The 24,072-nt window shown below is 65.3% G+C and carries 27 protein-coding genes; 13 read left to right on the top strand and 14 right to left on the bottom strand.

Translation table 11 applies throughout. The features are described from left to right. Positions 1-3: 3 nt before the first annotated feature. Genes GCT19_RS23165 through hyfB form a run of 4 tightly spaced genes read right to left on the bottom strand, consistent with a single transcriptional unit; the run spans position 4 to position 5,081 of the window. Positions 4-1,467 carry a hydrogenase 4 subunit F gene (locus tag GCT19_RS23165; protein WP_018437146.1) on the bottom strand — a complete coding sequence of 488 codons (1,464 nt, stop codon included), beginning with the start codon at positions 1,465-1,467 and terminating at the stop codon, positions 4-6. After that, positions 1,460-2,119, bottom strand: coding sequence for a formate hydrogenlyase (locus GCT19_RS23160; RefSeq protein ID WP_152853211.1), 660 nt, complete (start codon positions 2,117-2,119; stop codon positions 1,460-1,462). The genes GCT19_RS23165 and GCT19_RS23160 overlap by 8 nt, the downstream gene beginning before the upstream one ends. Beyond that, the gene (locus GCT19_RS23155; protein ID WP_013091243.1) at positions 2,120-3,070 is read right to left on the bottom strand and encodes a respiratory chain complex I subunit 1 family protein; all 951 of its coding nucleotides are present in this window, start codon (positions 3,068-3,070) and stop codon (positions 2,120-2,122) included. Positions 3,071-3,074: 4 nt separating this feature from the next. Beyond that, complete coding sequence (hyfB, locus tag GCT19_RS23150; protein WP_152853210.1) at positions 3,075-5,081, bottom strand: hydrogenase 4 subunit B; 2,007 nt, start codon at positions 5,079-5,081, stop codon at positions 3,075-3,077. Between the two features lie 189 nt (positions 5,082-5,270). Here hyfB and GCT19_RS23145 point away from each other — a divergent pair, with 189 nt between their 5' ends. After that, entirely contained in the window at positions 5,271-6,038 is a 768-nt protein-coding gene (locus GCT19_RS23145) for a YoaK family protein (RefSeq protein ID WP_152853209.1), read from the top strand. Positions 6,039-6,146: 108 nt separating this feature from the next. Continuing rightward, positions 6,147-6,332 carry a CopG family transcriptional regulator gene (locus tag GCT19_RS23140; protein ID WP_013091246.1) on the top strand — a complete coding sequence of 62 codons (186 nt, stop codon included), beginning with the start codon at positions 6,147-6,149 and terminating at the stop codon, positions 6,330-6,332. 23 nt (positions 6,333-6,355) lie between these two features. On the opposite strand, the gene GCT19_RS23135 is transcribed toward GCT19_RS23140, so the two are convergent. Both GCT19_RS23135 and GCT19_RS23130 read right to left on the bottom strand, forming a co-directional pair. Beyond that, the gene (locus GCT19_RS23135) at positions 6,356-7,192 is read right to left on the bottom strand and encodes a spermine/spermidine synthase domain-containing protein (RefSeq protein ID WP_152853208.1); all 837 of its coding nucleotides are present in this window, start codon (positions 7,190-7,192) and stop codon (positions 6,356-6,358) included. An 89-nt stretch (positions 7,193-7,281) separates the two neighbouring features. After that, the gene (locus tag GCT19_RS23130) at positions 7,282-7,626 is read right to left on the bottom strand and encodes a zinc ribbon domain-containing protein YjdM (RefSeq protein WP_026229011.1); all 345 of its coding nucleotides are present in this window, start codon (positions 7,624-7,626) and stop codon (positions 7,282-7,284) included. A gap of 297 nt (positions 7,627-7,923) precedes the next feature. Here GCT19_RS23130 and xth point away from each other — a divergent pair, with 297 nt between their 5' ends. Further along, a complete protein-coding gene (gene xth / locus GCT19_RS23125) occupies positions 7,924-8,733 on the top strand; it encodes an exodeoxyribonuclease III (RefSeq protein ID WP_018437141.1) in 810 nt (269 codons plus the stop codon). 98 nt (positions 8,734-8,831) lie between these two features. Here the strand turns inward: xth and GCT19_RS23120 are convergent, their stop codons facing one another. The 6 genes from GCT19_RS23120 to GCT19_RS23095 form a co-directional block, all read right to left on the bottom strand. After that, positions 8,832-9,098, bottom strand: coding sequence for a CsbD family protein (locus GCT19_RS23120; RefSeq protein WP_013091250.1), 267 nt, complete (start codon positions 9,096-9,098; stop codon positions 8,832-8,834). Between the two features lie 181 nt (positions 9,099-9,279). Next, positions 9,280-9,963 carry a Pr6Pr family membrane protein gene (locus tag GCT19_RS23115; protein WP_018437140.1) on the bottom strand — a complete coding sequence of 228 codons (684 nt, stop codon included), beginning with the start codon at positions 9,961-9,963 and terminating at the stop codon, positions 9,280-9,282. Positions 9,964-10,039: 76 nt separating this feature from the next. Continuing rightward, positions 10,040-11,074 carry a flagellar motor protein MotB gene (motB, locus tag GCT19_RS23110; protein ID WP_152853207.1) on the bottom strand — a complete coding sequence of 345 codons (1,035 nt, stop codon included), beginning with the start codon at positions 11,072-11,074 and terminating at the stop codon, positions 10,040-10,042. Positions 11,075-11,088: 14 nt separating this feature from the next. Next, entirely contained in the window at positions 11,089-11,958 is an 870-nt protein-coding gene (motA, locus tag GCT19_RS23105; RefSeq protein WP_018437138.1) for a flagellar motor stator protein MotA, read from the bottom strand. Positions 11,959-12,023: 65 nt separating this feature from the next. Beyond that, positions 12,024-12,410, bottom strand: coding sequence for a hypothetical protein (locus GCT19_RS23100; protein ID WP_152853206.1), 387 nt, complete (start codon positions 12,408-12,410; stop codon positions 12,024-12,026). A 24-nt stretch (positions 12,411-12,434) separates the two neighbouring features. Beyond that, positions 12,435-13,268, bottom strand: coding sequence for a polysaccharide deacetylase family protein (locus GCT19_RS23095; protein WP_152853205.1), 834 nt, complete (start codon positions 13,266-13,268; stop codon positions 12,435-12,437). Positions 13,269-13,544: 276 nt separating this feature from the next. Between GCT19_RS23095 and GCT19_RS23090 the strand changes: the two genes are divergently transcribed. The 7 genes from GCT19_RS23090 (at position 13,545) to GCT19_RS23060 (ending at position 19,169) form a co-directional block, all read left to right on the top strand. Further along, complete coding sequence (locus tag GCT19_RS23090; protein ID WP_018437136.1) at positions 13,545-14,309, top strand: SDR family oxidoreductase; 765 nt, start codon at positions 13,545-13,547, stop codon at positions 14,307-14,309. Positions 14,310-14,403: 94 nt separating this feature from the next. Next, positions 14,404-14,667 (top strand): oxidoreductase-like domain-containing protein, encoded by a 264-nt coding sequence (locus GCT19_RS23085; protein WP_176136703.1) that lies wholly within the window; start codon positions 14,404-14,406, stop codon positions 14,665-14,667. Positions 14,668-14,695: 28 nt separating this feature from the next. Then, complete coding sequence (locus tag GCT19_RS23080; protein ID WP_152853204.1) at positions 14,696-15,565, top strand: NAD-dependent protein deacetylase; 870 nt, start codon at positions 14,696-14,698, stop codon at positions 15,563-15,565. Positions 15,566-15,611: 46 nt separating this feature from the next. Beyond that, positions 15,612-16,229, top strand: a complete 618-nt coding sequence (locus GCT19_RS23075) for a pyridoxamine 5'-phosphate oxidase family protein (protein WP_018437133.1) — start codon at positions 15,612-15,614, stop codon at positions 16,227-16,229. A 33-nt stretch (positions 16,230-16,262) separates the two neighbouring features. Further along, the gene (locus tag GCT19_RS23070; RefSeq protein ID WP_152853203.1) at positions 16,263-16,871 is read left to right on the top strand and encodes a DUF938 domain-containing protein; all 609 of its coding nucleotides are present in this window, start codon (positions 16,263-16,265) and stop codon (positions 16,869-16,871) included. Between the two features lie 277 nt (positions 16,872-17,148). Beyond that, positions 17,149-18,558, top strand: a complete 1,410-nt coding sequence (gndA, locus tag GCT19_RS23065) for an NADP-dependent phosphogluconate dehydrogenase (protein ID WP_152853202.1) — start codon at positions 17,149-17,151, stop codon at positions 18,556-18,558. A 275-nt stretch (positions 18,559-18,833) separates the two neighbouring features. Next, entirely contained in the window at positions 18,834-19,169 is a 336-nt protein-coding gene (locus tag GCT19_RS23060; protein ID WP_018437130.1) for a DUF4148 domain-containing protein, read from the top strand. A 167-nt stretch (positions 19,170-19,336) separates the two neighbouring features. On the opposite strand, the gene GCT19_RS23055 is transcribed toward GCT19_RS23060, so the two are convergent. Continuing rightward, the gene (locus GCT19_RS23055; RefSeq protein ID WP_013091261.1) at positions 19,337-19,657 is read right to left on the bottom strand and encodes a hypothetical protein; all 321 of its coding nucleotides are present in this window, start codon (positions 19,655-19,657) and stop codon (positions 19,337-19,339) included. Between the two features lie 230 nt (positions 19,658-19,887). On the opposite strand from GCT19_RS23055, the gene GCT19_RS23050 reads away from it, so the two are divergent. The 3 genes from GCT19_RS23050 to ltaE all read left to right on the top strand — a co-directional run bounded on the left by GCT19_RS23050 (position 19,888) and on the right by ltaE (position 22,378). Then, the gene (locus GCT19_RS23050; RefSeq protein ID WP_013091262.1) at positions 19,888-20,199 is read left to right on the top strand and encodes a cupin domain-containing protein; all 312 of its coding nucleotides are present in this window, start codon (positions 19,888-19,890) and stop codon (positions 20,197-20,199) included. 164 nt (positions 20,200-20,363) lie between these two features. After that, complete coding sequence (locus GCT19_RS23045) at positions 20,364-21,167, top strand: peptidoglycan DD-metalloendopeptidase family protein (protein ID WP_018437128.1); 804 nt, start codon at positions 20,364-20,366, stop codon at positions 21,165-21,167. A 203-nt stretch (positions 21,168-21,370) separates the two neighbouring features. After that, on the top strand, positions 21,371-22,378 hold the full coding sequence (ltaE, locus tag GCT19_RS23040) for a low-specificity L-threonine aldolase (RefSeq protein ID WP_018437127.1): 1,008 nt from the start codon (positions 21,371-21,373) through the stop codon (positions 22,376-22,378). 143 nt (positions 22,379-22,521) lie between these two features. On the opposite strand, the gene GCT19_RS23035 is transcribed toward ltaE, so the two are convergent. Beyond that, the gene (locus tag GCT19_RS23035) at positions 22,522-23,892 is read right to left on the bottom strand and encodes an MFS transporter (protein WP_193727442.1); all 1,371 of its coding nucleotides are present in this window, start codon (positions 23,890-23,892) and stop codon (positions 22,522-22,524) included. Positions 23,893-24,072 lie beyond the last annotated feature (180 nt).

Genomic DNA, 24,072 nt, shown 5'->3' with positions numbered 1-24,072 from the left:
CGGTCACCCCGCCAACATCGTTGCAGCCTGGCGATACCACGTCGCCAGGTACGGTGGCACATAGAGGCCCAGCATCAACCCCAGACCCAGATGCACGAAGACCGGCAGCGGCGCGGGACGATGCTCGAGCGGTTTTGCCGTCGTCGTCTCACCGAACACCATGCGCTGCACGCGCGCGAAGATCGCCGCGAATGCAACGGCGAGGCCGAGCAGCAACAGCGGCGCTGTCCACGGTAGCGTGTTCATCGCGGTCGTCAGGATCAGGAACTCGCTTGCAAACACGCCGAACGGCGGCAGGCCGAGAATCGCGAGCGCGCCGAGCATCATGCCCCAGCCGACCGTCGGGCTGACCTGCAGCAGCCCGCGAATGCCTTCGATCGCCTGCGTTCCCGTCTTTTGCGCCGCGTGGCCCACCGCAAAAAAGATCGCCGACTTGACCAGAGAATGGACGGTCATATGCAGCAGACCGGCGAACGTCGCGACCGGGCCGCCGAGGCCGAACGCGAACGTCATCAGTCCCATGTGCTCGATCGACGAATACGAGAACAGCCGCTTGACGTCCTTCTGCCGAAACAGCGAGAACGACGCGATCAGCACCGATACGAGCCCGAACCCGACCAGCAACCGTCCCGGCAGGCCATTGCCGAGCGCGCCGTCCGCCAGCACCTTGCAGCGCAGCACCGCGTACAGCGCGACGTTCAGCAGCAGCCCGGACAGCACTGCTGAGATCGGTGTCGGGCCTTCGGCGTGCGCGTCCGGCAGCCAGTTGTGCATCGGCACGAGTCCGACTTTCGTGCCGTAGCCGACCAGCAGGAACACGAAGGCGATCGACACGATGGACGGATCGAGGTGCGTCCTGACGGCGGCAAGGCTCGTCCACAGCAACGCGTCGCCGTCGCTCAGTTGCCGGCTCGCGGCGAGGTACAGCAGGATCGTGCCGAACAAGGCCTGCGCGATGCCGACACCGCACAGGATGAAGTACTTCCAGGCGGCCTCGAGGCTTGCGGCGGTCCGATAGACGCTGACGAGCAGCACGGTCGCGAGCGTGGCGCCCTCCATCGCGACCCACAGCACGCCCAGGTTATTGGTCAGCAGCGCGAGCAGCATCGCGAACATGAACAACTGGTACATGCTGTGATAGAGGCGCATGCGCGGCGCGGTCATCCGCCCGCGCGCTTCTTCGATCTGCATGTAGGGCCGCGAAAACAGCGACGTCGTCCAGCCGACGAAGGCAGTCAGCGCGACGAGGTACACGTTCAGGGGATCGACGAAGAATGCACGGTCGAATGCGAACGACGGTCCGTGTTCGACGGTGCGCGCGGCGAGCACGAGCGTCGCCGCGAACGTCACGAAGCTGAAGCCGGCGTTCAGGTTGCGCGCCACCCGGGCAGGACGCACGGCCGCCAGAGACGCGGCCGCCACCAGCGGAATGCCCAGCACGGCGAGCACGACGTGGGCGTCATTCATCTTTGAGTTTCTCGAGGTGATGGATGTCCAGGCTGTCGAACTGCTCGCGAATCTGGAACATGAACACGCCCAGAATCAGAATCCCGACCAGCACGTCGAGCCCGATACCGAGTTCCACGATCATCGGCATGCCATTGGTGGCGGCCGTGGCGGCAAAGAACAGCCCGTTCTCCATCGACAGGAAGCCGATCACCTGGGGAACCGCCTTCGCGCGCGTGATCATCGCCATGAACGACAACAGCACGCACGCCAGTGCGATGCCGAGCGTGCCGCGCGCCGCCGACGTCGCAAGCTGGCTGATCGGCGACGCGACGTTGAACGCGATGATCACGAGCACGATGCCGATCAGCAGCGTGGTCGGAATGTTGATCAGCGGCTCGACGTCGGCCTGAATGTCGAGCCTGCGCACGAGCCGATACAGAATCCACGGAATCAAGCCGACCTTCAGCACGAGCGTCAGTCCGGCCGACACGTACAGGTGCGCATCGCCCGTCACGAATCCGAGGATCAGGATTGCCAGCACCAGCGCGACACCCTGCAGCGTATAGAGATGGATCAGCGACAGGATGCGGCGCTGGCTCAGCATCGCGAACGACAGCATCAGCAGCACGGCCGCGAGGAAATTGATCAGTTGCGTCGCGTAGGCGTGCATTCAGGCTCCCAGCAGCAGATGGACGAGCATGCCGATCACGGCGAGCAGGAAGGCGGTCGCAAGGAACTCCGGAACCCGGAAAATCCGCATCTTCGCGTTGGCGGTCTCGACCACCGCCAGCGCGGCGCCGCCCACCATCAGCTTGACGAACAGTGCCGGCACCGCGAACACCAGCGCGAGCGGATTACCCGCCGCGGCGATCCCCCACGGCATGAACAACGCAATGCCGATGCACGAGTAGGCGAACAGTTTGAGACTGGCCGCCCATTCCATCAGCGCGAGGTGCCGCCCCGAATATTCGAGGATCAGCGCCTCGTGGATCATCGTCAGCTCGAGGTGGGTGGTCGGGTTGTCGACGGGCAGCCGCGCATTCTCGGCGAGCGACACCAGCGTGAACGCTATGCCGGCAAACGCCAGGCTCGGATAGATCGTCAGCTCGCTGTGTCCGAGCGTCGCGACGATGCTCGTGAGCAGCGTCGACTGCGTGATCAGCGAGGCCGACAGCAGCACCATCAGCAAGGCCGGTTCCGCGAGAAAACCGACCAGCATCTCGCGGCGCGCGCCGAGCGTGCCGAAGGCCGTGCCGACATCCATTGCAGCTAGCGATAGCGCGACGCGCGCGAACGCGAACAGGCCGACGAGCGCGATCGCATCCGCGGCGGGAGACAGCGGCAATTCGGTCGACAGCGTCGGCACGACTGCGCAGGCGAGCGTCATCGCTGCCCACACGACATAGGGCGCGCCACGGAACACCGGACTCGCGCCATGAGCGACGACCGACTCCTTGTTGAACAGCTTGTGGAGCATCCGGTACGGCTGCCAGATGCTGGGCGCGCGCCGGTTCTGCAGCCACGCGCGGCACTGGTTGACCCAGCCCGTGAGCAGTGGCGCGGCGGCAAGCGCCACGATGATCTCGAGGCTTTGCGATAGCACGCCGGATAGGGTCACCATCGTCTCACCATCGTCTCACCAGCATCAGGAGCAGGATCAGCACGGCGAAGCTGAAGGTCAGGTACACGGCGATCCTGCCCGTCTGCAGCCGTCCCGCCCATTCCGCCGCGCGTTGCGTGAGTGCCGCGATACGGTCATAGAGAATCGACCACGTGCGGTCGGCGACCGAGACCCGGTAGGCCGGCTGCGCGTCGAACGGCGACGGCAATTGCCGCTCGATGCGCAGCAGCGGCGCGAAGATCTCCCGGATCGGTTGCCCGAAGCCTTCCGCCGTGTCCTGCATCCGCGCGGTCGTGAACGGGAAGCCGCAACTCCACGGCGCGGCCCGTCGCAGCCGACCGTGGTAGAAGCGCCGTACCAGCACCCACGCAAGGCCGCAGCAGGCGACGAAAAACAGCATGAACACGACGGGCATATAGCTCGCCCGCGCGCTCGATACGGGCACGAAGATCAGCCAGCCATGATTCTCCGCGCCGATTCCGGCACCGACGAGCACGCGCGTGACCCGGTCCAGCACCTTGACGAACTGCGTGGGCATCAGTCCCAGCAGCACACCGGCCACCGCGAACCAGCAGAACGCGAGCCGTTCCCATCTGTTCGCGTCGTGTGCGCGACTCAGTTTCGCCTCTCTCGGCTGCCCGAGGAAGACGATGCCGAAGAACTTGACCATCGTGTAGCCGGCCAGCGCTGCCGTCATCGCGACGAGCGCGGCTGCGATCGGCACCGTCATCGCCAGCACGGAGTTCTGCAGAGCGGGCGTGAACAGGAAGCTTTGCAGCAGCAGCCATTCCGCAACGAAGCCGCTCATCGGAGGCAAGCCGGCGCTGGCCGCGACGCCTGTGAGCACGGCCCAGGCGGTCCACGGCATCACACGGATCAGGCCGCCGAGCTTGCCGAGATTGCGCTCCCCGGTGGCGTGCAGCACGGCCCCGGTGCCGAGGAACAGCAGGCTCTTGAAGGCCGCATGCGCGACGATCTGGTAGAGCATCGCGGTCAACGCAAGCGCGGACAGCTCCGTCATTCCGTACGCGCGAAACAGCACCGCGAGCCCGAGCGCGACGATCATCAGGCCGACGTTGTCGATCGACGAATACGCGAGCAGACGCTTCATGTCGACCTGGATCGTACTGAACACCACGCCGAGCAGCGCTGTGCCGATACCCAGCACGAGCAGCAGCACGCCCCACCAGGCGATCTGCAGATGCAGCAGGTCGAACACGGTGCGGATCAGGCCATACAGACCGACCTTCAGCACGAACCCGCTGAGCAGCGCCGATACGGGGGATGGCGCCGCGGGATGGGCGTCCGGCAGCCACACGTGCAACGGGAACACGCCCGCCTTGGCGCCGAATCCGACCAGCGCGAACAGGAAGGCGAGCGAAGCCCAGAACGCGTCGGGCGACTGCGCGCGCAGGTTGGCAAACGTGTAGTCTCCGGTGCGCGCCTGCAGGATGCCGAAGCAAAGCAGCAGCGCGAGCGCGCCGACGTGTGAGATCAGGAAATACAGGTAACCCGCGCGGCGGATCTCGGCGATCCGATGGTTGGTCATCACGAGGAACGTCGCGGACAGCGTCAGCGTTTCCCAGGCGACCATGAACACATACGCGTCGTCGGCGATCAGCACGAGCGCGATGCTCGCGATGCAAACGTGGTACTCGAAACAGATGAGTCCGGGCGCCGACCCTTCCCCCTTGCGGAAATAACCGGCGGAAAAGGCGCCGATCCCCGCGCTGACGACACCCAGCACGAACAGGAAATAGCCGGATAGCGCATCGACGCGCAGATGGAACGGCAACCCGGGCAGGCCGATGGGCAGCACGGCGGTGGTTGGTTCGTTGAAGATGCCGGCGAGTCCCGCCGCACCCAGCAGCAGCCCTCCCAGCGCGCCGAGCGGAAACAGTCCGTGTGCGACGAATCGCGTGCGATGCAGAACTCCGAGACCCAGCGTGCCGACCGCGAGCCAGGCGGCTGCGACCAGCAGGACGAAATGGACGACCGGGAAGGGTGCCATCCGGAATGTCTCCAGTACGCTCGGATTGGACGAGGAGCATGGAATGAGCTCCGGCTTGCCGGCCTCACTCGAAGCGCATTATGACATCAGAAACCAATCTGGATAACAGGATATGATAATGTCATTATCATGTGAGCCACATGTCCGCCACGTATTTGCTGTTGTTTCAAGCGATTGAGTGAAGATCCTATGCCTGCGCAGTACTTTCGAAGCCTGACGGGAAAACACCGCAGCACGAGCGCGAACCGTCAGCTCGGGTTTTCTCTCGCCTTCGTCGCCGGTGCCACCAATGCCGGCGGCTTCCTCGCGGTCAGGCAATACACGTCGCACATGAGCGGCATCGTGTCGGCGATCGCGGACCAGGCGGCGCTCGGGGACCTCCGGCTGGTGCTGGCCGGCATCGGTTCGCTGGCATCGTTTCTGGTCGGAGCGGGTTGCTCGGCCGTGCTCGTCAATTGGGGGCGCCGCCGCAGCCTGCAAAGCCAGTACGTGCTGCCGCTGGTGGTCGAGGCCGCGCTGCTGTTGCTGTTCGGTCTGCTCGGCAGCCACCTCGCGCTACGCGAAGCCTTCTTCGTCCCTCTGACCGTGATCCTGCTGTGCTTCATCATGGGGCTGCAGAATGCGATGATCACCAAGCTGTCGGGCGCGGAGATCCGGACGACGCACATGACCGGTATCGTCACGGACCTCGGTATCGAGTTGGGTAAGCTTTTTTACTGGAATCGGTCGGCGCTCGTCGACGACGAGCACGCGGTCATCGCAAACCGCGCGAAGCTGAGGATCCACGGCACGATGCTAGCGGCGTTCTTCGTGGGCGGCCTGCTCGGCGCAATCGGTTTCAAGCATGTGGGCTACGTGTCGACCGTGCCGCTCGCTGGCGTACTCGTCACGCTCGCGATCGTGCCCGTCGTCGATGATCTGCTGACCTATCTCTGCCGGTTCGAGCGCAGGCACTGAGCTCACGCGAGGCGGGGAGAATGCTGGCCTGAAATGCCGGTTCTGGTCGTGCCGTCGAAAGCAAATGCATTATAATTTGGTTAGCATATTTGCCGACCCGTCCTCGCAATGGAAACGAAAACCGCACGCCTGACCGTCCTGATCGACCCCGCCAAGAAAGAGGCATTTGAAATGCTCTGCTCGGCGCAGGATCTGACGCCGTCACAAGTCGTCCGCCAACTGATCCGCGAGTATCTCGAGCGTCACGGCGTGACCTACAAGACCAAGAGCCCGCTCGCCAAGCGTGGCCGCTGACGCCCGGGTTGACCTCGCGCCGGTCAACCGCCGATTTCCCAATGCCCTTGTCCTTGCTCACGCCAGACCAGCCGCTTCGGATCGAGGCGCTCGCCCTCTTTCAGATGGCGAGCAGTGGCGGACAGTTTGAGTTCGTCCGCAAAGGCAAACGACAGGGCGCGCTCGAATAGCACTTGCCTGGGCGGCAAACGCCGCCCGCTTTTCCAGGCGAACGCGACGAAGTTGCTGTCGTCGCCGCACCGAACGATCGCATAGCAAACGCCAAATACGGATCTCAGCCACTCGAGGTGCTGCGGTATGGCCGGATCGTCGTCCGTCAAGTTGATGACGAGGACGCCCGTTTCGGTCAAGCGCTCGCGACAGGCGGCGAAGAATGCGAGGTTCGCACAACGGCTCGCCATCCCTTCCGCGACAAACGCATCGAGCAGGATCACGTCCGTGCGGATGTCATCCTGCATCAGGTAGTCCGCGCCATCGGCGCAAATCACCTTGAAACGCGCGTCGTCCGCGGGAATCCTGAATACGTCACGCAGCGCGATCACCTCGGGGCTGATCTCGACTGCGTCGATCGCGACCTCAGGCAGATGCCGATAGCAATATTTCGCCAGCGATCCCCCACCTAGTCCGATCATGCAGATGTGCGTGGGGGCGGGCCGCAGCAACAGAAATCCCATCATCGCGCGGGTATAGCCGAGCGTGAGCTTCTCCGGGTTCCTGAGCGACATGAAGCTCTGAGTGGCGAAGTGATCGAAGTGTAGCGACACCGCGTGCTGCGTCTCCAGCACGAACGGTTGCCCATCACTGATTGGCGTGGACAGGAATTTGACGAACGCGTCGTACGAGGTTCGATCCTCAGCCATTCTCGGTATGCTCGGGTAGCCAACCAGTCGATTGAATCATGCCGCGCGGATCGCGCCTCGGAGCGGGGCCGCCAACGGCGAACGGCCCCTCAGACCTTCTTCAGAAAGCAGGCCTTGAGCATGAAACTGCCGGCGTCGGTCTTGCAGTCGATTTCGTGATCGCCGCCGACGATCCGGATGCTCTTCACCTTGGTGCCCATCTTCAGCGTGATCGACGAACCCTTGACGCGCAGATCCTTGATCAGCACGACCGAATCACCGTCGGCCAGCACGTTGCCATTTGCATCCTTGACGACGCTGCCCGCGGGTTCGTCGCTCGCGTCGGCGCCAGCGTTCGCCGACCATTCGTGACCGCAGTCCGCGCACACGTACAGCGTGCCGTCAGGGTAGGTGTTTTCCATTGCGCATTGCGGGCATGCGGGGGCAGCGTTCATTGCAGCTTCCATTGAAACGGTTTCAAGTCAGTCAGTAAAAAAGGCGGGCAACCCGCCTCGCCAGAGTCGGCGTCGCGCCGGCGGCTCATGGGCGCACAAGATTATAATGCAATACACATCGTGTTACCGTCCGATTAGCATTTGCTTTGGGCGCCATTGAACAGACTTGCGGGTAGCTTTGCAGCGGATGTCGACAATTCGAGCGGGATGGAAATTTGCGGGTGATAAATTTGGAACGGGCCAACCGCGCCAAAATGGGGTCGGTGCTCGCGGTGCCATAGCGACGGAGGGACGATCATGGCGAAGCTGCGCATTGCGACGTTCAATATCAACGGAATCCGTTCGCGCCAGGCAGCGCTATTGCAATGGCTCGAGCGCGAGGCGCCGGACGTCGTGTGTCTGCAGGAACTGAAGGCGGTGGATAGCGCGTTTCCCGTCGACGCATTGCGCGAAGCCGGCTATGGCTCCGTGTGGCAAGGCCAGAGCGCGTGGAACGGCGTGGCGATTCTGGCCAAAGGCGACGCGCCGCTCGAACGGCGGCGCGGTTTGCCCGGTTTCGAAGACGACACGCATAGCCGTTACATCGAGGCTGCGGTCGGCGGCGTGCTGATCGTGTGTCTGTACCTGCCGAACGGCAATCCGCAGCCGGGCCCCAAGTTCGACTACAAGCTCGCGTGGTTCGATCATCTGATCGCGCATGCGGCGCAACTCTACGAGAGCGGCCACCCGGTCGTGATCGCAGGCGACTTCAACGTCGTGCCGACCGACGAAGACATCTACAACCCGCGCTCGTGGCTAAAGGACGCGCTGTTGCAGCCGGAGAGCCGCGAGCGCTATCGCAAGCTGCTCGCGCAAGGCTGGACCGATGCGCTGCGCACGCATTTCGGCGACAAGCGCGTGTACACGTTCTGGGATTATTTCCGCCGTCATTGGGACACGAATTCGGGGCTGCGCATCGATCATCTGCTGCTGAGCGCCGATCTCGCGCCGCGTCTGCGCAACGCGGGCGTCGACCGCTGGGTGCGCGGCGAACCGCACGCCAGCGACCACGCGCCGACGTGGATCGAACTGGAGATGGGCGCCGGCCGCAAGAAGAAGAGCGGCTAGTAAAGCAGCGGGCGATCCGCTTGTAGCAGAGCGCCCGCTTTGGTGCGACTGCTTCGCACTGTCGATCGGCGTTTAAAATCCGGTGCGCCGTGCCTGCTTTAGTCGTAGTCGCGCCCGCCGCGCGACCACAGCGCGCCCATCACGAACCCGGCGAGTGCGACGACGGCCAGCGTCGTGAACGGGTTTTCGGCCGTCGTGTCGCGCACGAGGCTCGTCGTGTTCGCGCATAACTGCTGCGCTTTGCCGCTCAACTCGCGCGCCTTGCCCGCCACCTGCGCGCTGGTGTCGCCGACTGCGTCGCCGACCGCGCTTTGCACCTTGCCGGCGACTTCCTTTACCGCGCCTGCCGCTGAATTCGTGTCCATATGCATCGCTCCTGTAGTCATATTTACGTGCGGGCCCGCTGCAATTGCAACACGCCCGCACAAGGGCGCCGCGCAAGCCGCGCCAGTGCGGCGTCAGCCTGCGTCAGTGACGAAAGGGGTGCAAGAAGTGCGCCCGGCAACGCGGCGCAACGCATCCGGCCAGATGGAATGTGCTGGAACATCATCGTCGGCGCCTGGAATTGATGCCGACGAAGACCGCCAGCAGCATCAGAAAACCGCCGAACAGCAGCGCGGAATTGACGAGCACCTGGCGCAGCCCGAGCGTTTCGACGTCGATGAACGGATACGGATAGAAATCCGACAGGCTGCCGCGCCAGAACGTGATGCCGAGATAGGCGAGCGGATAGACGAGCCATAACAGGCAGTGGCGCAAGCGCAGATGGAAGCGCGGCACGAACAGCACCCAGTAGAGCGCGGCGAGCATCGGCAGCACGCTGTGCAGCGACTCGTTGAGCAGGAGCCGGTAGGGCGACAGCGGCCACAGTCCGCGCAACAGCACGTTGTACGCTATGCCGACGAACACCATGTACGCGACCACCGCAGTCACGACGGTCGGCTGTCGGAAAAAGCGCACGAGCGGCGAGCGGTGCTTCCACTGCGCGACGCAGGTGAAGCAGAATGCGCTGGCGAGCACGGTCAGATTGGTCAGGTAGCTGCTCATGCGCGCGAGCGCGTCGAACACGGTGAGACCGCGCGCGAGCGTGCGATCGATCGTCAGGTCGGCCTGCGCGAGGATTGCCATCCACGCGATCAGCGCAATGACCGCCGCCAACGTCAGCGACGACACACTGGGCGTATGCAGCGGCAGCTCGGACTCGCGCTGCGGAACGAGGGTAGGGCGCATGCGCTCGATTCTACGCGCGGTGCGCGCGCGGTCGCATATGCTTTCGCGCGCATGCGAGCCGGCGGTTGCGAAAATACTACGGGGTACTACGAGTGGCGATGACAGGTTGGACAGCAGGCTGCGAAGCGGGTTGTAAAGCGGGTCGCGAACCCGGTTGCAGCCGCGCCGACCAGGCCGGAAGCGCTGCGCCCACCGGCGACGATTCATCGAGCGTGGCGCGGCCGCCGTCGTGGAAGAACGCCTGCTCCGCGGCCTTGTTCAGCACGAGGATGCTGATGCGCCGGTTGGTCGGCTCGTCGGCGACGTGGCTGTTCAGCGGCAGCACGTCGGCGAGGCCGCGCACCTGCAGCAGCTTTTCGCCGTGCATGCCACCGGCAACCAGCGCGCGCCGCGCGGCATTCGCGCGCTCGGACGACAGCTCCCAGTTCGAGTAGCCTTCGGGGCCGGCCGTGTAGGGCACCGCGTCGGTGTGGCCCGCGATCGAAATGCGGTTGTCCACGTCGTTCAGCGCGGCGCCGATCTGCGTGAGGATCGTCACCGCGTACGGCTGCAGCTTCGAGCTGCCGGACGCGAACATCGGCCGGTTCTGCGAATCGACGATCTCGATGCGCAGGCCCTCGTTCGTGATCGAGATGCGGATCTGGTCCCTGAACGCGTTCAGCACGGGGCTCTGCTCGATTAGTGCGCTGAGTTTCGCCTTCAACTGCTGCAAGCGCTCCGCATCCATCGGCGTGACCGCGGGCGTCGCGGCGCGCGGCGGAGTCGGCTCGGTCTGGCTCTTCGTGCCGACGCCGTGCCGCGTATCGGAGATGTCGCGCCCGCCGCCCTGCACGACGCTCGGCCGCGCCGCTGCGGTGCCTTCATTGCCGCCGAGCAGACTCGACAGCGGCGTGTTGAAGTAATCCTCGATGCCCTGCTTGTCGTATTTCGACGTCGAGCCGAGCAGCCACATCAGCAGGAAAAACGCCATCATCGCGGTGACGAAGTCGGCGTAGGCGATCTTCCACGCGCCGCCATGATGAGTGCCGTGCTCGTCGCCCTTCCTCGAACGGCGCACGATCACCGGCGCGGGCGTTTCTACCTGCGCCGCGCGCGATCTTCTTTCTCTCATGTTGCCGCCCCGGGTCAGGCCGACTTCGGCATCTTGGTCGCGCGCACCGCGTCGTCGAGTTCCTGGAAGCTCGGGCGGTCGGCGGTGAACAGGACCTTGCGGCCGAATTCCACCGCGACCGGCGGCGCGTAGCCCGACAGCGATGCGAGCAACACCGCCTTCACGCATTGATACGGCTTGGCTTCGGCGCGGCCTTTCGCGTTCAGCAGATCGGCGACGGGGCCGATAAAGCCATACGCGAGCAGAATGCCGAGGAAGGTGCCGACCAGCGCGCCCGCGATCATCTCGCCGAGCACGGCGGGCGGCGCGCCGACCGAGCCCATCGTGTGCACGACACCCATCACCGCGGCGACGATGCCGAACGCGGGCAGGCCGTCGGCCATCTTCTGAATCGCGTTGGCCGCCACCGACGCTTCCGCGTGATGCGTGGCCAGCTCCTCGTCCATCAGGTCCTGCATTTCGTGCACGTTGACGTTGCCGCCCGAGATCATGCGCAGATAGTCGACGATGAAATCGAGCAGATGATGATCCTCCAGCACGTGCGAGTACTTCTGGAAAATCACGCTCTCTTCCGGGTTGGTGACGTCGCTTTCGAGCGCCATCATCCCTTCCTTGCGTGCCTTTTGCAGCAGTTCGTACAGCAGCGCGATCAGCTGCAGATATTTCTCTTTCGTATAGCCGCCGCTCTTGAAGCACGACGGCAGCACCTTGATGGTTTTCTTCAGCGTCGAGGTCGGATTGCTAACGACGAACGCGCCGATCGCCGCACCGAAAATACATAGCAATTCGAATGGCTGTACGAGTGCCGGCAGATGTCCGCCGACGCCAACAAAACTTCCGATCACAGAACCGATTACCACGACCCAGCCGATTGCGACAAACATGCTTTCTCCGTTTTCCCTTGCGCGACGCACGTTAGAACAGTGCGGAACGCGCCCTTTTTCAAGGGCTATTCGTGCGTCGCCAAATCCTGCATGGATGGGTATACGGCGCGCTTTGCGTTTGCTGAAGTGCATGGCACGACGAACATTGAAATTTTCACCAGACGGTGAGTTCGGCCCAAAGAACCTCGGTAAGTTTGTCCGCTTTTGCGTGCGATTCCAGCCAGCGTGGTGCGGGAAAAGCGCCAGAACATTTTTACCGATGCGGTTTCTCCGACCGCTATGATCGCGCGTGCAGCCCTCGGTTTTAACGACGCCATCTGCGGCAAAGCAAAAACGGAGAGAAAGCATGAAAGCCAGCACCATTGCTCATCAAAGCGTGTCGCGGCGGCAAGCTCGAAGAGCGTACGGACGAGGACATGGCGGCAGATTTTCGCGTGTAGCGTCGTATCCACGCGATGTCATTTCAAGGGCGTGGGTTACGCATCGACGCGCGCTTCGCGCAGCGTGACGAAACGCAGATGCCGCTCGCGCGCCGCTTCGATCACGCTCGGCAGCACCGCGAGAATCAGCGGCTGCCCTTCGATCGTCAGCGCGGCGTTGCCATCGTGCAGCAACAGGATGTCGCGCGCGGCGAGGCCATCGAGCAGCCGCCGCGCGACCACGTGCGGGTTGCGCTCGCGCGTATCGTAGCCGCGCCGTGTCCACGCCGCGAGACGCAGATCGAGCTTGCGCAGCACCGGCTCCAGAAAGAGGTTGCGCAGCCCGGCGGGCGCGCGGAAGAACATCGGCCGCGCGCCGCTGACGGTTTCGAGCGTGCGTTGCGCGGCGGCGATCTCGCGCGTCAACGCGTGCGGGAACGTAACCGAAAACGTATGCACGTGCATCTGCGAATGATTTTCGAGCGCATGTCCGCGCGCGACGATCTCACGCGCGAGCTGCGGATAGCGCTCGACCTTCGAGCCGATGCAGAAGAACGTCGCGCGCACGTCGAACGCGTCGAGCAGATCGAGCACTTGCGGTGTGACGACTGGGTCGGGGCCGTCGTCGATGGTCAGCGCGATCGCATCCGCGTTGCGCGGGCTCGCGGGCAGGCGGGTCCAGTTCGGTCCGAGCAGCGTCGTGCGGGGCAATAGTCCGGTGACCGTAAACAGCGCGTGGTTCGCGACGATCGCGGCGAGCCACCATGGCCACGCGGCCGGTGCGACGGCCACGCCGATCAGCACGATCACGTGCCAGCCGATCGTGCCGTTCAGCAGTGCGGAGTTGCGGCTACGCGGCCAGCGGCGCGGCGGGTTCGGGCATTCATTCATCAAACGTGCTTCCAGTACGCCTTCGGTCCGTCCAGGGAAGGCTGTGAATCTTGCGCGCGATGCGCAACCGCGAACGATACCACTGTTGCGCGCGCCGACGTGCCGCGTTCGGCGGCCACGTACCCGGTGAAAGGGGGCTGAAAGACGTGGAGCGGTTTGCGATCGCCGATTCGCTGTTGTATGGTGCGGAGCGAAAAGAGCCGCGCGTGTGTAGGGCGATCGGAGCGATTGCCGCAAAAAGCGCGCACCGCAAGCGAACACAACAGGAGAAGCGCGATGTGGCAATCAGGAAACGGCAAAGTGGCGCTGGTGACGGGCGCGGGCAGCGGCATCGGCCGCGCGTGCGCCCTGACGCTTGCGAAGCACGGCTATAGCGTGGTGCTCGCCGGGCGCCGCCAGGCCGCGCTCGACGCGGTCGCGCAGGAAGCGCGGGCGCAGCACGGCGACGCGCTCGCGGTGTCGTGCGACGTGACCGACGCCGACAGCGTCGCCGCGCTATTCGACACGATCCGCGCGCGCTTCGGCCGGCTCGATGTGCTGTTCAACAACGCGGGACGCAACGGCTCGCCCGTCGACCTCGATGAAGTGAGCATCGACGAATGGCGCTCGATCGTCGACACCAACCTGAACGGCGTATTCCTTTGCACGCGCGCGGCGTTCGGGCTGATGAAGACGCAGAATCCGCGCGGTGGCCGCATCATCAACAACGGCTCGATTTCCGCGCATGCGCCGCGTCCGAACAGCGCCGCCTATACGGCGACCAAACACGCGATTACCGGGCTCACGAAAGCGGTGTCGCTCGACGGCCGCAAATACGACATCGTGTGCGGGCAGATCGACATCGGCAACGCGGGAACCGAGATGGCCGCGCGGATGGCGCGCGGCGTGCCGCAAGCGAACGGTGAGATCGCGGTCGAGCCGCTGATGGACGTGCAGCATGTCGCCGACGCGGTGCTGCATATGGCGAGCCTGCCGCTGTCGGCGAACGTGCAGTTCATGACGATCATGGCGAGCAAGATGCCGTTCGTCGGGCGCGGCTGAGCGGCGCGCAGCGCCATCTTGCAACCGGAAGCGGCGCGTGCGCGTTCAACTTATACTGGGCGCTCCGCCGTCTCTCCGAGCAAAGCCACGCGCCGTGCCCCGCGCCACACCCAGCGACGACCCGCCGCCGCAGCCGCCCGTGCGGCCCGATCTCGACGACTGCTGTCACAGCGGCTGCACGCAGTGCGTATTCGATCTCTACGACGAAGCACTGGAGCGCTACGAGATCGCGCTGGCTGCGTGGCACAAGCGGCAGGCGCACAAAGCGCGGCCGGACACGCAGGGCGCGAAGTCGAAGCCGCAGGCGGACGCGCGTCGCTCGACAGCCAGGCGCGGCAAACCGAACTCACACCGCTGATGCGCGCAAGCAACTCCAGATCCCCGTCATGACCGACCTTCAGCTCACGCCGACCGAATCCCTCGCCGACCCGCACACGCTCGACGATCTGCATCGCTTCGTGCAGCGTCATCCCCGCCTGTTCGTGCTGACCGGCGCGGGCATCAGCACCGACTCCGGCATCCCCGGCTATCGCGACGACAACGGCGCATGGAAGCGCTCGCCGCCGATCACGCTGCAGGAGTTCCTCGGCACGCTGGCGATGCGTCAGCGCTACTGGGCGCGCAGCATGGTCGGCTGGCCGCTGGTCGCGCGCGCACGGCCGAATGCCGCGCATGTCGCGCTCGCGCGCCTCGAAGCGGCCGGTCACGTGCCGACGCTGGTCACGCAGAACGTCGACGGCTTGCATCAGCGCGCGGGCAGCCGCGACGTGATCGAGCTGCATGGCGGCATCGACGGCGTCAGTTGTCTCGACTGCGGCATGCAGCATTCGCGCGCGGCGATCCAGCAGACGCTCGAAGCCGACAACCCCGCGCTGCTCGACGTCACGGCCGAAGCCGCCGCCGATGGCGACGCGCATCTCGAGTGGCACGATCTCGGCGGTTTTCGCGTGCCGGCATGCTCGAACTGCGGCGGGCTGCTGAAGCCGTCGGTGGTGTTCTTCGGCGAGAACGTGCCGAAGGCGCGGGTCGTTGCGGCGTCGCATGCGCTCGATGCGGCCGACGCGGTGCTGGTGGCCGGCTCGTCGCTGATGGTGTATTCGGGCTACCGCTTCTGCGTGTGGGCGCAGCGCCAGGGCAAGCCGGTCGCGGCGATCAATCTTGGCCGCACGCGCGCCGATCCGCTGCTATCGCTGAAGGTGGCCGCGCCGTGCGGTGATACCTTGAGCGCGCTCGCCAGGTTGCTGGCGGGCGATTGAAAACGAGTACGTTCCGCGAATCACAATTAAAACCCGAGGAAACTGCATGCTGACGACGATCGAACAACTCGAAGCTCTCTACGCACAACCAGCCGAGCGCTCGCTGCGCAAAGAGATCCCCTATGTCAACGACGACTATCGCGCGTTCATCGCGGCCGCGCCGTTCGCGGTGCTCGCGACGAGCGGCCCGGACGGTCTCGACTGCTCGCCGCGCGGCGATGCACCGGGCTTCGTGCGCGTCGTCGACGAACGCACGCTCGCGCTGCCGGACCGCCCCGGCAACAACCGGCTCGACAGCTTGCGCAACGTCATCGCCGATCCGCGCCTCGCGCTGCTGTTCGTGATCCCCGGTGTCGGCGAGACGTTGCGCGTGAACGGCCGCGGCCGCATCTCGAACGACGCGGCGCTGCTGGACAGTTTCGCCGTCGACGGTAAACTGCCGCGCACGGTGCTGCTGATCGACGTCGATGCCGTGTACTTTCATTGCTCGAAGGCGATCGTGCGCTCGCAGCTGTGGGACCCGGCGCGTCACATCGAGCGCTCGCAACTGCCGAGCACGGGCGAGATCCTGCAACACATCTTCGCCGCGAGCGACGGCAAAAAATTCGACGCGGCCGCCTACGATCGCGAGCTTCCCGAACGCGTGCGCGCCACGCTGTACTAACGTAAAACGCGAAACTGAAACGCAAGGCCGACCATGACCGACGCCCGGCAACATTCGCCATCCGCCGAACGCAATCGCGAACCGATCCTCGCCGTGCTGCGCGATGCGCTGCCGGCCCGCGGGCGCGTGCTCGAAATCGCGAGCGGCACCGGTGAGCACGCGATCTGGTTCGCCGCCGCACTGCCCGGTCTCGACTGGCAGCCGAGCGATGCCGACGAAGAAGCACGCGAGTCGATTGCCGCGTGGACCGCGCATGCGGGGCTCGCAAACGTGCGCGCGCCGCTTGCGCTCGACGTGCATCAGCCCGACTGGGGCGTCGATGCGCTCGACGCGGTGGTCTGCATCAACATGATCCACATCTCGCCGTGGAGCGCGGCGCAGGCACTCATCGACGGCGCGGGGCGGCGGCTCGTCGACGGCGGCGTGCTCTATCTGTACGGTCCTTACCGGCTCGGCGGCGCGCATACGGCGCCGAGCAACGAAGCGTTCGAGCAATGGCTGAAGAGTCGCGATCCCGATTGGGGTGTGCGCGATATGGAAGCGGTCGTCGCGCTCGGCGACGCGGCGGGGCTCACGTGCGAACGGGTGGTCGCGATGCCGGCGAACAACTTCAGTCTGGTGTTCAGGAAGCGGGCGGGGTAGCGGGTAGACCGGCGGGCCGCGCATTCGTCCATGCGGGCCGCCAAACCTCAGTCCGATCCCAAACCGGACCCGCCGCCCAGACCCGGACGCGCGCACAATATCTGTCGTTACGCGCAAGCTGGGGCACGGCAGGAGCACCGCAGCAGCACGGGCAACCGGCGTGCTTGCCCGCCATCGAGCGGCAAGCGCGCATTTCTTTTATCCTTTCACCCTCGACGCCGCGCCGGTGTTTTTGCAGCGCGGCGCCACGACATTTATTGGACTCTGGAGAATTCAAATGAGCAAACAGGCAATCGGCGTGGTGGGGCTGGCGGTGATGGGCCGCAATCTGGCGCTCAACATCGAGAGCCGCGGCCACGCGGTGTCGGTCTACAACCGTAGCCGCGCGAAAACCGACGAACTCATCGCCGAATATCCGGACCGCAAACTGGTGCCGGCTTTCACGCTGGAAGAGTTCGTCGACTCGCTGGAAAAGCCGCGCCGCATTCTGATGATGGTCAAGGCCGGCGAGCCGACCGACGCAACCATTGCCTCGCTCAAGCCGCTGCTCGAAAAGGGCGACATCCTGATCGACGGCGGCAACACGCCTTTCACCGACACGATCCGCCGCAACCAGGAACTCGCGAAGGCGGGTCTGCATTTCATCGGCACCGGCGTATCGGGCGGCGAGGAAGGCGCGCTCAAAGGCCCGTCGATCATGCCGGGCGGCCAACGCGACGCGTACGACCTCGTCGCGCCGATCCTCACCGAGATCGCCGCGAAGGCGCCGGACGGCGAGCCCTGCGTCGCGTACATGGGACCGGACGGCGCGGGCCACTTCGTGAAGATGGTGCACAACGGCATTGAGTACGGCGACATGCAGCTGATCGCCGAAAGCTATGCGGTGTTGAAGCAGATCGTCGGTCTGTCGAACGAGGAACTCGGCAAGGTCTATACCGAGTGGAACCAGGGCGAGCTCGACAGCTATCTGATCGAAATCACGTCGAAGATCTTCAGCAAGAAGGACGACGAAACTGGCAAGGACCTGGTCGACGTGATCCTCGACCGTGCCGCGCAGAAGGGCACCGGCAAGTGGACCAGCCAGAACGCGCTCGACCTCGGCGCGCCGCTGCCGCTGATCACCGAGGCGGTGTTCGCGCGCGTGCTGTCGTCGCTGAAGACGCAGCGCGTGGCCGCGAGCAAGGTGCTCGAAGGGCCGCAGGCCAAACCGCTCGAAGGCGCGAAAGAGGCGTTCATCGAATCGGTGCGTCGCGCGTTGTACTTCAGCAAGGTGATCTCGTACGCGCAGGGCTTCGCGCAGTTGCGTGCCGCGTCGGAAGAGTACAAGTGGGATCTCGACTACGGCACGATCGCGAAGATCTTCCGCGCGGGCTGCATCATCCGCGCGCGCTTCCTGCAGAAGATCACAGACGCCTACACGAAGGACAAGGCGCTCGCGAACCTGCTGCTCGATCCGTACTTCCGCGACATCGCGAAGAACTACCAGGCGGCGCTGCGCGAAGTCGTGGTAGCGGCAGTCAACGCGGGTGTGCCGGTACCGGCGTTCGCGTCGGCGATCGCGTATTTCGACGCGTACCGCTCGGAGCGGCTGCCTGCGAACCTCGTGCAGGCGCAGCGCGACTTTTTCGGCGCGCATACGTTCGAACGCATCGACAAGCCGGGCAGCTTCCACGCACAGTGGAGCTGATCGGTTGAGAAAACGGCCCGGCGCGCGACGGTGACAGCGCGCCGGGCCGTTGTTCCATCTGGATCAGCATCCAGACACCGCATTATTACCAAATGTATCGTGGGTTAACTGTAAGCATTGGACAATGCGAAATGATTATTGCGATGGCAGCAATAGAGTTTCGCTGCTTTAAGGGTTTACCCTAGATCGTGACGCCTCTAAACTTGTTTTCAATCGCTGAGGGAAAAGCAGAAACCCCGAAGCGCACAACACAACAAGTCCTTTGGAGGTTAATCATGAAGACCCTGATTTCCGCAGTTGCAATCGCCGCCGCCCTCGTTGTTCCGGTCGCTTCGTTCGCTCAAGCCAGCCAGCCGGTGACCCGCGCTCAGGTTCGCGCTGAACTGGTTCAACTCGAAAAGGCCGGCTACAACCCGAACACCAGCGACGTCGACTATCCGGCCGACATCCAGGCAGCCCAAGCACGCGTCGATGCGCAGCGCGGCACGGCCGTCGCAGCCAACCGCGCGGACACCAGCGGCTACGGCGCTCCGGCTGTCGGCACGTCGCAAGCCGGCCGCGCCGTCGTTCCGGCGAAAGCCAACCGTAACTCGGTGTACTTCGGCAACTAATCGCAGTAGAAGTGTGCAGGTGCAGGTGCAGTTGTAGTTGGTAGCTGTAGTCCGCTGTAGACGCCGCTTCGTGGAGTAGCGCGAGCGCGGCGGGCAAGAAAAAACGCCATCCAGTTCGATCGGATGGCGTTTTGTCGTTTACCGCGCCGTGATTCGGCGGGTTCGCGTCAATGCAGCGTTCGCTGCCGCCGGCCGATGTCATCGAACAGCGCGCGGCTCGGCTCCAGCGCGAGCAACCACGATTCGTCGTAGCCGCTCAGATTGTCGAGCGCTTCGCGCAGCCGTTCGATCGCCACCGCGGGCAGCTCGACGCTCGCCTCGACCCCGCTCGACAGCCGCGCGACGCTCGCCAGTTGCACGAGCGCATCGGCGGCCTCGGCGACGTCGGCGGCGAAGATCAGATGCGTGTTCAGCAGTTCGACGAGGCCGGCAGACGCCGCCACATCGTCGACGTTGAGTTGCACGGCCAGAAAGGTGGCTTTGTTCATCCTCGATTCCTCCCAGAATCCCAACGTTGTCGTGAACTGCTCCGCGCGGCTTGACTGAGTATAGGCGATGGTCGATTGCCCGCAACGATCGGACGAATCGGCCGTGGCGGCTTGCTCGCCGAGACGCGCGGGCCATGCGACCTATAATAGGGCCAGCCGCGCAAGCGCCGTCGCCGTGGGCGGACGGCGCCGCCCGCGGAGTTTGCGCGCTTGCCAATTGCTCATCCACCATGAAAATCATCCGCAGCAAAAGCTTTACCGCGCCGCGTGCCTGGGGTGCGCTCGACATCGCGAACATGAACGGCATTACCACGCGTCTGCATTGGACCGACCAGCCGTACAAGTGGCACGTGAACGACGGCGAGGAAGTCTTCGCCGTGCTCGACGGGCGCGTCGAGATGCGCTATCGCGAAGACGGCGTCGAACGTTCGACGGTGCTCGAAACCGGCGACGTGTTCTACGCGGCGGTCGGCACCGAGCATGTCGCGCATCCGCTCGGCGCGGCACGCGTGCTCGTCGTCGAAACCCAGGGAAGCGTCTGAACAACACGGCAGTTTGACGGCGCGCGCCAGCGCGGCGTGCGTCTGGCGGTCGCGCATAATGTCCAGGCGGCAGCAGACTGCCGCGACCTTGCGCAAGCGTGGCGGCACGGCAATTGCTATGGCGTCGATTGAATCGGAATGGGACACACGTCGAGGAAAATCAGATGACACAACAAGGGCAACCGACGACGATCCGCCTGCTGATGGCGGTGGCGCTCGGCGCGGCGATCGCCGGCTGCACGACGATGCCGTGGGAAAGCACGCCGTTCTACAACAACGCGCCGTCGGCCACGACCAGCCTCGCGAACGTCCCGGTGCCCGCTGGCTTCTATCGCGTCAATCCGGGCGACACGCTGGCCGGCATCGCTTCGGCTTATGGACGCAAGCCACAGGAAATCGCGGCCTGGAACGGCTTGCCGGTCAACGCTGCGGTCGCGCCAGGCCAGGTGCTGCGCGTTTCCCCGCCGATGCCCTCGGGCAGCGTAGTCACACCGCCGGCTGCGGTGGCGCCGGGTGCGCCGGTCGCGCCGGGCGCGACGGCGAACGTGCCGCCGGGCGCGGTGCCCGGTGCGCCGGCCCCGGCGGCCGGGCCGCAGCAGGGCGTGCTGCAATGGCCGTTGCACGGGCCGATCCTGCGTGCGTTCGCGCCGGGCAAATCCAACGGCATCGTGATCGGCGGGCAACCCGGCGATCCGGTCAAGGCCGCGGCGACCGGCCGCGTGGTCTACGCGGGCACCGGCATCGAAGCCTACGGCCCGCTCATCATCATCAAGCACAACGACTCGCTGATCACTGCGTACGGCCAGAACAGCCAGTTGCTCGTCAAGGAAGGCGACGCGGTCGCGCAAGGGCAGACGATCGGCGAGGTCGGGGTCGATAGCCGCGGTGCCGCGTCGATCCAGTTCGAAGTGCGCCAGAACGGCCAGCCGGTCGATCCGCTCCAGTGGCTGCCGAAGCCTGGCGGCTGAGCGTCCCCGTCGCGTCTACTGATTTAGCGTCTGTTGACTCCTCGCAGCCGGATCGGCGCGCCTTGCGGGGACGCGCCGATTTTCAGCGTCGCCTGAATTGAATACACTGTATGGCTCGTTTGCCGGCGCGTACGCGTTCCTCCTGGAATGCACGCGCGGCCGGCTGCCGTAGGTTGTCATCCATGGACGCACAGGGACACACAATGATCGATTTGCGCAGCGATACCGTTACCCGTCCGACTCCGCCGATGCTCGCGGCGATGTCGGCAGCCGAAGTCGGCGACGACGTCTGGGGCGACGACCCCACCGTGCTGCGTCTGCAGGCCACGCTGGCCGAGCGCACCGGCAAGGAAGCGGGGCTGTTCTTCCCGAGCGGCACGCAAAGCAACCTCGCCGCATTGATGGCGCACTGCGCGCGCGGCGACGAATACATCGTCGGCCAGCTCGCGCACACCTACAAATACGAGGGCGGAGGCGCGGCCGTGCTCGGCAGCATCCAGCCGCAACCGCTCGAAAACGCCGCCGACGGCTCGATCCCGCTCGACAAGATCGCCGCCGCGATCAAGCCGATCGACGATCACTTCGCGCGCACGCGGCTGCTCGCGCTGGAAAACACGATCGGCGGCAGAGTGCTGCCGGCTCAGTACGTCGCCGACGCGACGCAGCTCGCGCGCGAGCGCGGCCTCGCGACCCACCTCGACGGTGCGCGCGTATTCAACGCGGCGGTCGCGTCGGGTAAGCCGGTCGCGGCGCTCACCGAGCCGTTCGATTCGGTGTCGATCTGTTTTTCGAAGGGACTGGGCGCGCCGGTCGGCTCGGTGCTGGTCGGCAGCCGCGCGCTGATCGATGTCGCGCATCGCTGGCGCAAGGTGCTCGGCGGCGGCATGCGCCAGGCTGGCGTGCTCGCGGCGGCCTGCCTGTACGCGCTCGATCACAACGTCGAGCGTCTTGCCGACGACCACGCGAACGCCGCGCATCTGGCGGCGGGGCTAGAGACGATCGAGCAGGTGAAGGTGCAGTCGGTCGCGACGAACATGGTGTTCGCGCAGTTTCCGCAGCAGCATTGCGCGCCACTCGAGGCGTGGCTCAAGGAGCGCGGCATCCTCACGCAGATGCTGTATGCGTCGCGCTTCGTCACGCATAAGGACGTGTCGCGCGACGATATCGACACGTTCATTGGCGCGGTGAAGGACTACTTCGCGGCACGTTGACCGCGCCGCACTGGTCGTGAGCGAGGCGGCTCGCGTGGTTGCCGCCTCGTCTTTCCGTATTGGTTCCAACTGTGATGCGCGCTCGTTCGAGCCGCGTTTCATTCAGGCTTTATCCCCGTCTCACGCGCCGTCCGGCGCACCTCTCACTTGTCCGCCGCCTTCGCCTGCACGCCTGCGCGATGCGACGGCGCGAGCAGCCGCAAGCCGCTCGCAAGGCTCGCCGCGCCGGCGAAGAAAGCGCCGAGGCCGAGCGCGAGCGTCGGTCCATGCTGGCGGCCGGCGATGCCGAAGCACAGCGCGACCAGCGCCGCGCCGGTCGCCTGGCCGAGCAGCCGCGCGGTCGCGACGATGCCGCTCGCGCCGCCGCTGCGCTCCGGCGGCGCGCTCGCCATCAGCGCCTTCAGGTTCGGCGATTGGAAAAAGCCGAAGCCCGCGCCGCAAATCGCCATGCGGATGCCGATGTCGAGCACGTGCGGATGGGCGGGCAGCATCGCCAGCGAGGCCATCCCCGCCGACAGCACCGCGAGCCCGATCGCGCCGAGCAGCCCCGGCGGGTAGCGGTCCGACAGACCGCCCGCGAGCGGCGCGGCAAGCGCGACCACGACAGGCCACGGCGTCATCAGGAAGCCGGTTTCGACCTGGCTGCGCAGCAGCACGTCCTCGAAATAGAACGGCAGCGACACGAACGCGAGGCCCTGCGCGGCGAACGAGCAGACGGCCGTCACCGCCGACAGCGCGAATACCGGCCGCTTGAACAGATCGACGGGCAGCATCGGCGCGGGGTGGCCCGCTTCGCGGCGGATCAGCAGCAGCCCGAACACGACCGCGATCGCCGTGGCGCTGAGCACGATCTGCGTCGAGACGCGTTGCGCAGCCTCGCCGAGCGCGAAGATCAGCGCGGCGAACGTGACCACGTTGAGCAGCGCCGCCACCGGATCGAACTGATGCCGGCCCTGCGCGGTATGCGGCAGCGCCGGCATCGCGAAGCTCAGCGCGAGTACGCCGAGCGGCACGTTGACCGCGAACAGCCACGGCCACGTCGCGACCGACAGAATCAGCGACGCCACCGTGGGCCCGACCGCGAACGATACGCCGACGATCAGCGCATTGGTGCCGAGCCCTCGACCGAGCCGATGCGGCGGGTACAGATAGCGGATCAGCGCGGTGTTGACGCTCATGATCGCGCTGGCGCCCAAACCCTGCACGATGCGCGCGGCGGTGAGCAGCGGCAGCGTCGGCGCCAGCGCGCAGCCGAGCGAACTCAGCGTGAACAGCGCAATGCCGCCGATATAGATGCGCCGATGCCCGACGATATCGCCGAGCGCGGCGAGCGGCAGCAGCGTCGCGACCATCGCGAGCTGGTACGCGTTGATGATCCAGACCGACGCGGCCGGCGCCGCGTGCAGGTCGCCGGCGATCGCGGGCAGTGCGGTGTTGGCGATCGCGGTATCGAGCGTGGCGAGCGCGACGGCGAGCATGATCGCGGCCATTGCGCGGCGATTGGCGGCCGACATCGGGCCGTCGGCGGGGAGAGTCGGCGCGGACACGCCGACGGTAGGGCTGAGCTTATCGGACAAGGCGTGGCTCGTCGGGTTGGGCATGCCGGCGTCGGCCGCTTCCGGAAAGGCGACGCGCGCACGGCGGTTTCGTTATGGATGGAGTGGCGCGCTGTCCGGACCACCGCGGATGAGCGT

It is taken from the genome of Paraburkholderia atlantica, from assembly GCF_009362785.1.
Lineage (GTDB): Bacteria > Pseudomonadota > Gammaproteobacteria > Burkholderiales > Burkholderiaceae > Paraburkholderia > Paraburkholderia atlantica.
This window is presented reverse-complemented; position numbering and strand designations above follow the sequence as displayed.

Excerpts from the sequence above, each read along its gene's own strand:
- motB (WP_152853207.1), bottom strand. The coding sequence starts at position 11,074 with ATGAGAGAAAGAAGATCGCGCGCGGCGCAGGTAGAAACGCCCGCGCCG.
- GCT19_RS23165 (WP_018437146.1), bottom strand. The coding sequence starts at position 1,467 with ATGAATGACGCCCACGTCGTGCTCGCCGTGCTGGGCATTCCGCTGGTG.
- GCT19_RS23120 (WP_013091250.1), bottom strand. The coding sequence starts at position 9,098 with ATGGACACGAATTCAGCGGCAGGCGCGGTAAAGGAAGTCGCCGGCAAG.
- GCT19_RS23155 (WP_013091243.1), bottom strand. The coding sequence starts at position 3,070 with ATGGTGACCCTATCCGGCGTGCTATCGCAAAGCCTCGAGATCATCGTG.
- GCT19_RS23080 (WP_152853204.1), top strand. The coding sequence starts at position 14,696 with ATGACCGACCTTCAGCTCACGCCGACCGAATCCCTCGCCGACCCGCAC.
- motA (WP_018437138.1), bottom strand. The coding sequence starts at position 11,958 with ATGTTTGTCGCAATCGGCTGGGTCGTGGTAATCGGTTCTGTGATCGGA.
- GCT19_RS23160 (WP_152853211.1), bottom strand. The coding sequence starts at position 2,119 with ATGCACGCCTACGCGACGCAACTGATCAATTTCCTCGCGGCCGTGCTG.
- GCT19_RS23090 (WP_018437136.1), top strand. The coding sequence starts at position 13,545 with ATGTGGCAATCAGGAAACGGCAAAGTGGCGCTGGTGACGGGCGCGGGC.
- ltaE (WP_018437127.1), top strand. The coding sequence starts at position 21,371 with ATGATCGATTTGCGCAGCGATACCGTTACCCGTCCGACTCCGCCGATG.
- GCT19_RS23035 (WP_193727442.1), bottom strand. The coding sequence starts at position 23,892 with ATGTCGGCCGCCAATCGCCGCGCAATGGCCGCGATCATGCTCGCCGTC.
- GCT19_RS23135 (WP_152853208.1), bottom strand. The coding sequence starts at position 7,192 with ATGGCTGAGGATCGAACCTCGTACGACGCGTTCGTCAAATTCCTGTCC.
- GCT19_RS23130 (WP_026229011.1), bottom strand. The coding sequence starts at position 7,626 with ATGAACGCTGCCCCCGCATGCCCGCAATGCGCAATGGAAAACACCTAC.
- GCT19_RS23095 (WP_152853205.1), bottom strand. The coding sequence starts at position 13,268 with ATGAATGAATGCCCGAACCCGCCGCGCCGCTGGCCGCGTAGCCGCAAC.
- GCT19_RS23045 (WP_018437128.1), top strand. The coding sequence starts at position 20,364 with ATGACACAACAAGGGCAACCGACGACGATCCGCCTGCTGATGGCGGTG.
- GCT19_RS23115 (WP_018437140.1), bottom strand. The coding sequence starts at position 9,963 with ATGCGCCCTACCCTCGTTCCGCAGCGCGAGTCCGAGCTGCCGCTGCAT.
- GCT19_RS23070 (WP_152853203.1), top strand. The coding sequence starts at position 16,263 with ATGACCGACGCCCGGCAACATTCGCCATCCGCCGAACGCAATCGCGAA.
- GCT19_RS23140 (WP_013091246.1), top strand. The coding sequence starts at position 6,147 with ATGGAAACGAAAACCGCACGCCTGACCGTCCTGATCGACCCCGCCAAG.
- GCT19_RS23050 (WP_013091262.1), top strand. The coding sequence starts at position 19,888 with ATGAAAATCATCCGCAGCAAAAGCTTTACCGCGCCGCGTGCCTGGGGT.
- GCT19_RS23075 (WP_018437133.1), top strand. The coding sequence starts at position 15,612 with ATGCTGACGACGATCGAACAACTCGAAGCTCTCTACGCACAACCAGCC.
- GCT19_RS23060 (WP_018437130.1), top strand. The coding sequence starts at position 18,834 with ATGAAGACCCTGATTTCCGCAGTTGCAATCGCCGCCGCCCTCGTTGTT.
- hyfB (WP_152853210.1), bottom strand. The coding sequence starts at position 5,081 with ATGGCACCCTTCCCGGTCGTCCATTTCGTCCTGCTGGTCGCAGCCGCC.
- GCT19_RS23145 (WP_152853209.1), top strand. The coding sequence starts at position 5,271 with ATGCCTGCGCAGTACTTTCGAAGCCTGACGGGAAAACACCGCAGCACG.
- gndA (WP_152853202.1), top strand. The coding sequence starts at position 17,149 with ATGAGCAAACAGGCAATCGGCGTGGTGGGGCTGGCGGTGATGGGCCGC.
- xth (WP_018437141.1), top strand. The coding sequence starts at position 7,924 with ATGGCGAAGCTGCGCATTGCGACGTTCAATATCAACGGAATCCGTTCG.
- GCT19_RS23055 (WP_013091261.1), bottom strand. The coding sequence starts at position 19,657 with ATGAACAAAGCCACCTTTCTGGCCGTGCAACTCAACGTCGACGATGTG.